Origin of the sequence: Streptomyces sp. NPDC005492, assembly GCF_040605995.1 — a bacterium.
Lineage (GTDB): Bacteria > Actinomycetota > Actinomycetes > Streptomycetales > Streptomycetaceae > Streptomyces.
The window spans coordinates 1-10,618 of sequence record NZ_JBEXDX010000094.1 but is presented as its reverse complement, the minus strand read 5'-3'; the positions used below and the strand labels follow the sequence as shown (position 1 = coordinate 10,618).

The following is a 10,618-nucleotide window of genomic DNA, read 5'->3' as shown; positions in this document are numbered from 1 at the left end:
GGCGGCGTCGGCCTCGCCATCGCCATCGGCCCGATCACCGGCGGTGTGCTCCTCGACCACTTCTGGTGGGGCTCGGTCTTCCTGATCAACGGGCCCGCCACCGCCGCCACCCCCACCGACTCCCTCTGGTTCGACGGCTCAGCGCTGACCGTGCAGAACGGCAGCTTCGTCGACGGCTACGGCCGCCAGGTCGTCCTGCGCGGCTACAACGTCTCCGGTGAGACCAAGCTGGAGGAGAACAGCGGTCTCCCCTTCGCCTCGGTCGCCGACGCGAAGAAGTCCGCGACCGCGCTGCGCGCCCTCGGCGGCGGCAACTCGGTCCGTTTCCTGCTCTCCTGGGCCCACGCCGAACCCGTACGCGGTCAGGTAGACACCACGTATCTGGCCGCCGCCACCGCCCAGATGCAGGCGTTCCTCGACGCCGGCATCCGCGTCTACCCCGACTTCCACCAGGACCTCTACTCCCGGTACCTGTTCAACACGGGAAGCTGGTACACGGGCGACGGAGCCCCCAAGTGGGCCGTGGCCCTCGGGAGTTACCCCCAGGAGTCCTGCGGTATCTGCCTCTTCTGGGGCCAGAACATCACCCAGAACTCGGCCGTCACCAAGGCCCAGTACGACTTCTGGCACAACAACTACGGCCTCCAGGACTCCTTCCTCGCCACCGCCCAGTCGACCATGACGTACATCCAACAGCACCTGAGCACCGACGAGTTCGCGGGTGTCGTCGGCTTCGACCCGTACAACGAGCCCTTCGCCGGGATCTACGACTCCGGTCAGACCAGCCGCACTTGGGAACAGAACCTGCTCTGGCCGTTCTATGTGAAGTTCCGCGCCCGGATGGACGCGGCCGGCTGGACGGCCAAGCCCGCCCTGGTCGAGCCGAACCTCTTCTGGAACTCCAACATCTCCAGCCAGGTGCAGGAGGGCGGACTCCTCGACGCCGGCACGCTCGGCTCGCGGTACGTCTTCAACACCCACTTCTACGACCAGAAGGCGATCTCCGGCATCCTGATGTGGGGCAACGCGGCCGACGGCCAGTACTCGACCGACTTCGGCACGGTCCGCGACCGGGCCTCGGCGGCCGGCACCGCCGCCATCGTCAGCGAGTTCGGGCATCCGCTGTCCGGAACGGTCGCGGGCAAGGCGCCGACCGTCCTCAAGGCGATGTACCAGGCCCTCGACTCCCGCCTGCCGGGCGCGAGTTGGTGGTCCAACCCGACCGGCTCGGGCTCCGTTCTGTCCGGTACGCAGTGGCAGTGGGACATCTACAACGGCCGCCACGACGAGGTGATGAACGACAACCCCGACAAGGTGCTCACCTCCGGCGACGCCTGGAACGACGAGGACCTCTCGGCCGTCGACATGACGGACTCCGGCGCGGTGACACTCCGTCAGGACGCCCGTCTCCTCGACCGGATCTACCCGAGCGCGACCGCCGGCACCACGGTCGCCTTCACCTACGAGGACCGCTCCCGCGACGGCTCCACGACCCTCACCTGGAACCCGGTCCCCAGCTCGCTCCCGAACGTGTCGTCACTGGTCGGCTCCGGCCAGTACGGTCTGCTGCTGTGGCGCTCCAACAGCTCCACCGCCCCCACCGAACTCCACCTCCCTGCCTCCTTCCCGGCGGCGTCCACGACCGTGGTCTCCGACCTGGGCGCCATCTCGGGCCTCCCGGCGTACACGTCCTCGACCCCGATCGGCTACGCCAACGAACCGGGCGGCACCGGCAGCCACCGCGTCCTGCTCTCCGCCACCGGCTCGGGCACCCTGCACTACGCCCTCATCACCAACGGCGCGTCGAGCCCCTCCTCGACACTGCTGAGCGCGGCCAAGTCCGAACTGGCCGCGTGGGCCGCATCGCACAGCTGAGCGGAACAGGGGCGCCGGCCGTCGGTCCCACGGATGGACGGCCGGCGCCTCAACCACCAAGCCGACCAAGGGCCTTGGTACGCACGAACTCAACCGTCCGACGCGACCGGGGTCCACATCCCGAGCCACTGCCCGGCGTCCCAGGCCTCGAACCGCTCCACCTCGGTGAACCCGAGCTTCGCCGCGAGTCGCATCGAGCGGGTGTTGGCGGTCTGGGTGGTGAGCACCACGGGTTCGCCGGGAAGCGCCTCGGCGACCCAGCCGAGTGCCGCCGCGCACGCTTCGGCGGCGTACCCGAATCCCCATGCCCGCGGCAGGAACATGTAGCCGAGATCGACCTTCCCCGCGGCAGCAGGGCGACTGTTTTCTGTCCCTCTCCTGATCAGGATCAGGCCGATCATCGCCCCGTCGAGCTCGACGACGAGACGCCCGGGCCTGCGCCCCGGTACCTCGGGGATCTCGCGCTCAAGCTGGTCACGCGGCCGGGCACCGCCGAGGTAGGTGTGCACCTCCGACGAGGCCAACAACTCGACGAACGCCGCACGGTCCCGGCCCTCGGACTCACGGAGCACGAGCCGCTCGGTCCTGATCGACTCGGGCGGCCAGGCCACAGATGCCAGATCTTCCATCCACGCACGCTAACTGGTGTGCGCAGGCGGCCCGTTCACCTGGTGCCCCTCCGGCCTGCTCGGCAAGCAGCAGTTCGGCACGCTCGCCACCGTCAAGCGCAGTGGCCACCCCCATCTGACCACCATGTTGTACAGCTGGGATCCCGGAGCCCGCGTGGTGCGGTTCTCGACGACGGCAGACCGGGTCAAGGTCAAGCATGTGCGGCGCAATCCGCGTGCGGCGCTGCATGTGCAGGGCGGCGACGTCTGGTCCTTCGCTGTCGCCGAGGGCGAGGCCGAGGTCTCCGAGACCAACGACCGTGACCGGCGACGCGGTCGGGCGGGAGCTGCTCGACATGATCCCGCAAGCCGCGAAGCCGGAGGACGAGGGCGCGTTCCTGGAGCAGTTGGTCGCCGAACGCCGGGTGGTCATCCGGTTGAAGGTGGACCGCCTGTACGGCACGGCGCTCGACATCGACGGCTAGCTGCTCACCAGTTGACGCCTAGGCCGCGACCACCGCGACGCCGGTCCTGCCTCCGTCGACGTCCACCACCGTTCCGTGCACGAAGGCCGCCTCGTCGCTGGCCAGCCAGACCACGGCGTGCGCGATGGCGTCCGGGGTGCCGACCTGGCCGGACGGGGTGCCCTTCATCATGATCTCGCCCGGGTGGGGCTCCCCGCCCTCAGGCGTCGGGGGAAGGATCACCCCGGGCGAGACCGCGTTGACCCGCACGCCCTGCGGGCCGAACTCGGCGGCCCAGGCCCGGGTGAGGGTCTCCATGGCGCCCTTGGTGGAGCTGTACAGCGCGCCGAGCGGGACGCCCAGGCGCGCGATCCACGAGCCGAGGTTGACGACCACCCCGCCGCCGGACTCCGCCATGACGGGGGCGACGGCGGCGGTGAGGAAGAACGGAGCCTTCACATTCACGCCGTAGACCTGGTCGAAGGTCTTCTCGTCGGTGTCGACGGTGCCCGGAGCCGGGTAGACGCCGGCGTTGTTCACCAAGATGTCGATCCGCCCACCCAGGACCTGGCGGGCCCGCGCGGCCAGGTCTCGGGAGGCCTCCGCGCTGCCGTCCAGGTCCGCCGCGAGAAAGTCGGCCCGGCCGCCGGACGCGCGGATCCCCGCCACGACCACGGCGCCCCGCTCCTGACTCCGTCCGGACACGACGACATGGGCGCCCTCGGCGGCGAACGCCTCCGCGATCGCCTGCCCGATGTTGCTGGTCGACCCGGTGACCAGCGCCGTCTTGTTCCGCAGCCGCTCCGTCATGGCTCATCTCTCCCTTGTCCGTGCCGTCCCCTGGGTGGGGCCGCGGACCACTGTGCGCCGCAAGAAATGGACTAGCAAGTCCAGAAGGTCGGGCCGAGAAGGGGAGGTCGCACGGCCGCCCGACGGTTAACTTTGTCCGCGCCGACGCGCACACAATGTGCACCCTCTGCGCCCACCCCGACCGTTCGCGCAGGTCAGCGCCGACCCGGGCACACGTCGCCGCATTACTTGACGAAAAGTGATGAAGGAGCAGCCTTTTCCGTAAGACCTCGGACACGACAAGATTGGCCGATGGTCATGGAGACAGGAGTGCGACAGTGACGGGCAGGCTCAAGGCGCCGACCGGTCGTTACGGCGGCAAGTCCGCCCAGGAGCGGCAGGCCGAGCGGCGCGGACGCTTCCTGGACGCCGCGCTCCAGTTGTTCGGCGACACCCCCGGCTACCGCGGCACGACCGTCGCCGCGCTCAGCGAGGCCGCGGGCCTGTCCACCCGGCAGTTCTACGAGGAGTTCCGCAGCCTGGAGGACGTCCTGGCCGCGCTCCATCTCCAGGTCAACGACTGGGCCGAGGAAGCCGTACTGACCGCGCTCACCGCCGCCGAGGATCTGCCGCTCGCCGAGCGGGCCGGCGTGATCTTCCGCGCCTACGCCGAGAACGTCACCGGAGACCCGCGCCGCATCCGCATGACCTTCGTCGAGATCGTCGGCGTCAGCCCGCGCCTCGAGGAACAGCGGCTGGCCCGCCGCGCCCGCTGGATCAACCTCATCTGCTCCGAGGCGAAGGCCGCCGCCGTACGCGGGGAGGCGGCCCGGCGCGACTACCGGATCGCCGCGACGGCGTTCATCGGCAGCGTCAACGGTCTGCTTCACGACTGGAGCGCCGGCTGGGTGGACGCCACGCTGGACGAGGTCGTGGACGAGCTGGTCCGACAGTTGCTGGGGATCATGCGGCCGCCGGGCTGGAGCAACTAGGGCGACCCGTCGTCGGCGTACTCGTCCAGGCGGCGGGCCAGCGCGCGGACGAGGTCGCGCAGGGCGGCCGGCTGTTCGATGACGAACGGGCGGTCGAGGGCGGCCAGGACGGGCGGGATCCAGTCCAGCCGCTCGGCCCGGATCCGGACGTGGACCCAGCCGGCGACGCCGTCGGGCGGCGTGGTCAGTGCGGCGATCCCGGCGGGGAGATGCCCGCGAATGTGCTGCACACTGCCCTGGATCCGCAGGGACACGTCGTGAGTCCAGGGTGTGCTCGCCAGACCGTCCAGCACAGTGGCCGTCGGGTCGAAATCCGCCGGGACGTCGAACGAACCGGACCGCACGCTCAGAGCGGCGATCCGGTCCAGGCGGAAGGTGCGCACCTCTCCGTCGGCGGGGTCGGCACCGGCCAGGTACCACCGTCCGGCATGCGCCACGAGACCGTACGGCAGCACGGTGCGGTCGCTGTCGCGGCCCTTCCGGTCGGTGTAACTGATCGCCACCGGTCGCCGGTGGAGCGCTGCCTCGGCGAGTTCGAGCAGCACCCCGGTCTCGGGCGCGGTGGCGGCGCGGGACGGCGCGGTGAAGTCGGCGGTGTCCAGCAGGGCGTCCAGCCGTCGGCGCAGGGCGGCGGGCAGGACACGCAGCAGTTTCGACGTGGCGCTCTCGCCGGCCGCGGCCGACGAGGTGACCAGCCCGGCCTTTCGCCCGGCCAGCAGACCGAGCACCACGGCCAGCGCCTCCTCGTCGGTGAGCATCAGCGGGGGCATCCGATAGCCGGGAGCGAGCCGGTAGCCGCCGTAGCGACCGCGTACCGAGTCGACGGGGACGCCCAGGTCCAGCAGGTGGCCGACGTAGCGGCGGACCGTGCGTTCGTCGACGCCCAGCCGGGCGGCCAGTTCGGGAACGGTACGGAGGCCGCCGCTCTGGAGGATCTCCAGCAGGGCGAGCACACGCGCGGTCGATGTGGTCACCCGGAAAGTCTCCCTCGGATACCGGGCGGATCCTGCCCGGTATTGCTCCTAGCGTGAGAGACGTCCCTGCCACCCGCACCACCTCTGAACGGGAAGCGCTCATGAACTTCGTCTCGATCCGTGTCATCACCGACGACGTCAACCGTCTCGTCGGGTTCTACGAACAGGTCACCGGTGCCACGGCCACCTGGTGGACCTCCGACTTCGCCGAACTCGTCACGCCCGCCTGCACGTTGGCGATCGCGAGCACCCGCACCGTCGTCCTGTTCGGCGCCGGCTCCGCGCGACCCGCCGCCAACCGCTCGGTGATCACCGAGTTCCGCGTCGACGACGTCGACGCCGAGTTCGAGCGCCTGGCGCCCCTCGACTGCGAGATCGTCCAGAAGCCGACGACGATGCCCTGGGGCAACCGCTCCCTCCTCTTCCGCGACCCCGACGGCAACCTGGTCAACTTCTTCACGCCGGTCACCCCCGAGGCGGTGGCACGGCAGCAGCGCTAGACCAGCTCGTTCAGGGCGGTCAGCACGGGTGCGACGCCGTCCTCGGCCCGCACCCGGGCGCCGAGGGCCCGCGCGCGCTGGGCGTAGCCCGGTTCACGGGTGGCCCGTACGAGCGCGGCGGAGAGGGAGTCGGCGGTCAGGCCGCGCAGGGGTACGGCGGCCGGAGCCACGCCCAGGGCGACCAGCCGCGCGGCCCAGAAGCCCTCGTCGAACTGGATCGGTACCGGCACGGCCGGTACCCCCGCGCGCAGTCCGGCCGCGGTCGTGCCCGCGCCGCAGTGATGGACCACGGCCGCCATCCGCGGGAACAGCGCCGAGTGCGGCACCTCGCCGATGGTCAGGACGTCGTCACCGTCTCCTTCGAGGCCGCCCCAGCCGCGCTGGATCACCCCGCGCAGCCCGGCCCGGCGCAGGGCGCGCACGATCTCGGTGCTCAACCGCTCCCGATCGGGCACGGTGGCACTGCCGAGACCCACGAACACCGGGGCGGGCCCGGAGTCGAGGAAGTCCCGTAGCTCGTGGGGGAGTTGTGTGTCGCCGTCGTACGGCCACCAGTAGCCCGCCACGGTCAGACCCGGGCGCCAGTCGGCCGGTCGGGGGACGACGAGCGGGCTGAAGCCGTGGTGGACGGGCCAGTTCTGCCGTTCCCGGGCCCGGAGGGCGGCACCGGCCCGGGTGTGCCGCAGGCCGAGACGCGCCCGGACGTCCGGTACGGCGGTCGCGAAGACGTGTTCCACGGCCCGGTTCACCCCGTGCCCGGCGATACGGTTGCCGATCCCGCCCCAGGAACCTCCGCCGAGCGGTGGTGGTGCGAACTCCCTTGTCGGTGCAACGGGTTGGAGATACACCCCCATGCTCGGCAGGGACAGCCCCTCGGCGAGGGCGTGCCCCAGCGGCCCCAACGAGGCGGCCACCAGCAGGACTTCACTCGTCCGCGCGGCCGTCAGCAGGTCGTCGGTCATGCGCTCGACCACCGCCCGCGCCATGCCCGCCAGCCGCAGCAACTTGCCGGCGCCGGAGGCGCTGCGATGCAGCCCGCGCCCCCGCGAGGACTCCAACTCGGCCCGGGGATCGACCGGAAGGGGATGGAAGCCGACGCCCGACCCCGCCACCAGGGGCGCGAAGGGACCATGGGTGACGAGCGTGACCTCGTGACCCGCCAGGGCCAGGGCATGCCCGAGACCGGTGTACGGGGCCACGTCGCCCCGGGAGCCCGCCGTCATGATCGCTACTCGCACGACGGTCAGTATCCCGCCGGTATCCCGCTGGTGGGCGGGGCGTGCGGGATTCCAACTCCCGTGCGTGTCACAACCGTTGACTTCCGTCTCCGGCGGCTCTACTTTCAGCCCGCCGTCTCGTTCGGCTAACCGATCCATGTTCGATATTTCGGATAATCGGCAAAGGAGCCGCATGTTCCGCACCCCCCTCCTGCGCGCCCTCGCGACGGCCGCAGCGGCAGTTACCCTGCTTCTCTTCACCAGACCAGCGCCCGCCGACCCACTCCAGGCGGCCCCCGTCGCCTCGGCGACCCGTCAGATAGCCGTGCCCACCGCGCCGATGGGCTGGGCCTCCTGGAACAGCTTCGCTGCGAAGATCAACTACAGCGTCATCAAGGCACAGGTCGACGCGTTCGTCGCCTCGGGCCTCCCGGCGGCCGGCTACAAGTACATCAACATCGACGAGGGCTGGTGGCAGGGCACCCGCGACAGCGCGGGCAACATCACCGTCGACACCAGCGAGTGGCCCGGCGGGATGAGTGCCATCGCCGACTACATCCACAGCAAGGGCCTCAAGGCCGGCATCTACACGGACGCGGGCGCGAACGGCTGCGGCTACTACTACCCGACGGGCCGCCCCGCCGCCGCCAACACCGGCAGCGAAGGCCACTACGACCAGGACATGCTCCAGTTCTCCCAGTGGGGCTTCGACTTCGTGAAGGTCGACTGGTGCGGTGGTGACGCCGAGGGCCTCGACGCGGCGACGGCGTACAAGGCGATCAGCGCCTCCGTCGCGAAGGCCACGGCCTCCACCGGCCGCGCACTGACCCTCTCGGTCTGCAACTGGGGTTACCAGAACCCCTGGAACTGGGCCCCGGGCCTGGCCCCCATGTACCGGACGAGCACGGACATCATCTACTACGGCAACTCGCCGTCGACGACGAACATGCTCTCCAACTTCGACCAGGGTCTGCACCCGGCCGCCCAGCACACCGGGTACTACAACGACCCCGACATGCTGATGGTCGGCATGTCCGGCCTCACCGCCGCCCAGAACCGCACCCACATGGCGCTCTGGGCCATCTCCGGCGCCCCCCTCATGGCGGGCAACGACCTGACGACCCTCACCTCCGAGACCACCGGCATCCTCACCAACCCCGAGGTCATCGCCGTCGACCAGGACGCGCGCGGCCTCCAGGGCGTCAAGGTCGCCGAGGACACCACCGGACTCCAGGTGTACGGCAAGGTCCTGTCCGGCACCGGCAACCGCGCGGTCACCCTCCTCAACCGCACCTCCGCCGCCCAGAACATCACCGTCCGCTGGTCCGACCTCGGCCTGACCACCGCGTCCGCCACCGTCCGTGATCTGTGGTCCCGCTCCAACATCGGTAGCTACGGCACGAGTTACACGGCGAGCGTCCCGGCCGGCGGCTCGGTGTTCCTGAAGATCAGCGGCGGCACCGAGGCGGCCAGCACCAACTACGCGGCCACCTCCACCGGCAAGTACACCGGCATCAGCGCGGCGAGCACCGGCCTGGACGTCGTCGACGTCACCTACACCAACACCGGCTCCACCGCTGTCACCGGCACCCTGCAGGTCAACGGCCAGACCGCGACGACGGTCTCCTTCCCGCCGACCGGCTCCAGCCCGGGCACGATCTCGGTCCAGGCCGACCTGTCGAAGGGCTCGGCCAACTCCCTCACGCTGACCGGCAGTTCACTGCCGACCCTGGGTTCGGTCAACGTCCAGCCCATCCCGGGCACGAACGGCTCCCTCATCGTCGGCACCCAGTCCGGCCGCTGCGCCGACGTCTACAACAACACCATCACCAACGGCACCCAGGCCGAGATCTGGGACTGCAACGGCGGCCAGAACCAGGCCTGGACGTACACATCCCGCAAGGAACTCGTGGTCTACGGCAACAAGTGCCTGGACGCCTACAACAGTGGCACCACCAACGGCACGAAGGTCGTCATCTGGGACTGCAACGGCCAGAACAACCAGAAGTGGACCGCCAACTCCGACGGCACCCTCACCAACGTCAACGCGGGCCTCTGCCTGGACGCGAACGGCGCCGCCACGGCCAACGGCACCCAGCTCATCCTGTGGACCTGCGGCACGGCGAACAACCAGAAGTGGACGCTGACGTAGTGACACTGGCGTGATGTGTGCGGGCGGCCCACCACGGCCGCCCGCACGTGTCATGCCGATGCCACGAAGGCCAGCGCCGCGAGCAGCGCGCACCCCAACAAGCAGGCGGCAGGAGTCGTTGCCGCAGTCTTCGATACGTCGCCTCGTACTCGTCCCGCACCTGTGCGCACCGCTCGGCCGTGCGCAGCCAGGAGACGCGGGCGACTTCGAGGTACTCGGCCTCGAAGTGCCGTTCCACCTCGGCCCGTTGGGAGTCCGTGAGCCAGCCCATGCGGTCTGCCAGCCTGGCCGACGACCTACGGCCCTCCGCACGCGTCGCGGCGAGGAGCAGATGCCCCTCGATCTGTGCCACGAGCGCCCTTTCCTTCTCGCTCACGCTCATCGTGCGCTCAGCTCCCGCTCAGCGGCATGGTGCAGGTCGAACGCCGGGGACTCGCTGCGGATGCGCGGGAGGGTGAGGAAGTTGTGCCGCGGGGGCGGGCAGGACGTGGCCCACTCCAGGGAGCGGCCGTAGCCCCACGGGTCGTCGACCTCGACCTTCTTGCCGTACTTGGCCGTCTTCCACACGTTGTAGAGGAACGGCAGGATCGACAGGCCGAGCAGGAACGAGAAGATCGTCGACACCGTGTTGAGTGTCGTCAGGCCCTCCACCGCCAGGTAGTCGGGTATCCGGCGCTGCATTCCGTTCACGCCCAGCCAGTGCTGGACGAGGAAGGTGCCGTGGAAGCCGATGAACAGCGTCCAGAAGGTGATCTTGCCGAGGCGCTCGTCGAGCATCCTGCCGGTCATCTTCGGCCACCAGAAGTGGAACCCGGAGAACATCGCGAACACCACGGTGCCGAACACGACGTAGTGGAAGTGCGCCACCACGAAGTACGAGTCCGAGGTCGAGAAGTCGAGCGGCGGCGACGCGAGCATCACCCCGGTCAGACCGCCGAACACGAACGTGATGAGGAAGCCGGTGGCCCAGAGCATCGGGGTCTCGAAGGACAAGGACCCCTTCCACATGGTGCCGATCCAGTTGAAGAACTTCACGCCGGTGGGTAC

General features: G+C 69.9%; 9 protein-coding genes and 1 pseudogene. 5 read left to right on the top strand and 5 right to left on the bottom strand.

The window, feature by feature from the left end; genetic code table 11:
* Positions 1 to 1,875, top strand: a 1,875-nt coding sequence (locus ABZT04_RS45420) for a cellulase family glycosylhydrolase (RefSeq protein WP_356066460.1), incomplete at its 5' end; no start/stop codon positions are given.
* Positions 1,876 to 1,964: 89 nt separating this feature from the next.
* Here the strand turns inward: ABZT04_RS45420 and ABZT04_RS45415 are convergent.
* A complete protein-coding gene (locus tag ABZT04_RS45415; protein ID WP_356066457.1) occupies positions 1,965 to 2,504 on the bottom strand; it encodes a GNAT family N-acetyltransferase in 540 nt (179 codons plus the stop codon).
* 13 nt (positions 2,505 to 2,517) lie between these two features.
* Between ABZT04_RS45415 and ABZT04_RS45410 the strand changes: the two are divergent.
* Positions 2,518 to 2,968 (top strand): annotated as a pseudogene (locus tag ABZT04_RS45410) (TIGR03618 family F420-dependent PPOX class oxidoreductase).
* Positions 2,969 to 2,986: 18 nt separating this feature from the next.
* Here the strand turns inward: ABZT04_RS45410 and ABZT04_RS45405 are convergent.
* The gene (locus ABZT04_RS45405) at positions 2,987 to 3,757 is read right to left on the bottom strand and encodes an SDR family oxidoreductase (RefSeq protein WP_356066454.1); all 771 of its coding nucleotides are present in this window, start codon (positions 3,755 to 3,757) and stop codon (positions 2,987 to 2,989) included.
* A gap of 317 nt (positions 3,758 to 4,074) precedes the next feature.
* Between ABZT04_RS45405 and ABZT04_RS45400 the strand changes: the two genes are divergently transcribed.
* Positions 4,075 to 4,728, top strand: coding sequence for a TetR/AcrR family transcriptional regulator (locus tag ABZT04_RS45400; RefSeq protein WP_356066451.1), 654 nt, complete (start codon positions 4,075 to 4,077; stop codon positions 4,726 to 4,728).
* Here the strand turns inward: ABZT04_RS45400 and ABZT04_RS45395 are convergent.
* Positions 4,725 to 5,702, bottom strand: a complete 978-nt coding sequence (locus ABZT04_RS45395; protein ID WP_356066448.1) for a YafY family protein — start codon at positions 5,700 to 5,702, stop codon at positions 4,725 to 4,727. The two genes, ABZT04_RS45400 and ABZT04_RS45395, sit on opposite strands and share 4 nt — an antisense overlap.
* 101 nt (positions 5,703 to 5,803) lie before the next feature.
* Between ABZT04_RS45395 and ABZT04_RS45390 the strand changes: the two genes are divergently transcribed.
* Positions 5,804 to 6,202 carry a VOC family protein gene (locus ABZT04_RS45390; protein WP_356066445.1) on the top strand — a complete coding sequence of 133 codons (399 nt, stop codon included), beginning with the start codon at positions 5,804 to 5,806 and terminating at the stop codon, positions 6,200 to 6,202.
* On the opposite strand, the gene ABZT04_RS45385 is transcribed toward ABZT04_RS45390, so the two are convergent.
* On the bottom strand, positions 6,199 to 7,425 hold the full coding sequence (locus ABZT04_RS45385) for a glycosyltransferase (protein WP_356066463.1): 1,227 nt from the start codon (positions 7,423 to 7,425) through the stop codon (positions 6,199 to 6,201). The genes ABZT04_RS45390 and ABZT04_RS45385 overlap by 4 nt on opposite strands.
* A gap of 187 nt (positions 7,426 to 7,612) precedes the next feature.
* On the opposite strand from ABZT04_RS45385, the gene ABZT04_RS45380 reads away from it, so the two are divergent.
* Complete coding sequence (locus ABZT04_RS45380; protein WP_356066442.1) at positions 7,613 to 9,571, top strand: ricin-type beta-trefoil lectin domain protein; 1,959 nt, start codon at positions 7,613 to 7,615, stop codon at positions 9,569 to 9,571.
* A gap of 378 nt (positions 9,572 to 9,949) precedes the next feature.
* On the opposite strand, the gene ABZT04_RS45375 is transcribed toward ABZT04_RS45380, so the two are convergent.
* Positions 9,950 to 10,618 (bottom strand): cbb3-type cytochrome c oxidase subunit I (locus ABZT04_RS45375; protein WP_356066439.1); only part of this gene is annotated, 669 nt, incomplete at its 5' end.

Bases quoted from the DNA above. Each gene is read 5' to 3' on its own strand.
- ABZT04_RS45415 (WP_356066457.1), bottom strand. From the start codon at position 2,504: ATGGAAGATCTGGCATCTGTGGCCTGGCCGCCCGAGTCGATCAGGACC.
- ABZT04_RS45405 (WP_356066454.1), bottom strand. From the start codon at position 3,757: ATGACGGAGCGGCTGCGGAACAAGACGGCGCTGGTCACCGGGTCGACC.
- ABZT04_RS45390 (WP_356066445.1), top strand. From the start codon at position 5,804: ATGAACTTCGTCTCGATCCGTGTCATCACCGACGACGTCAACCGTCTC.
- ABZT04_RS45385 (WP_356066463.1), bottom strand. From the start codon at position 7,425: ATGACGGCGGGCTCCCGGGGCGACGTGGCCCCGTACACCGGTCTCGGG.
- ABZT04_RS45380 (WP_356066442.1), top strand. From the start codon at position 7,613: ATGTTCCGCACCCCCCTCCTGCGCGCCCTCGCGACGGCCGCAGCGGCA.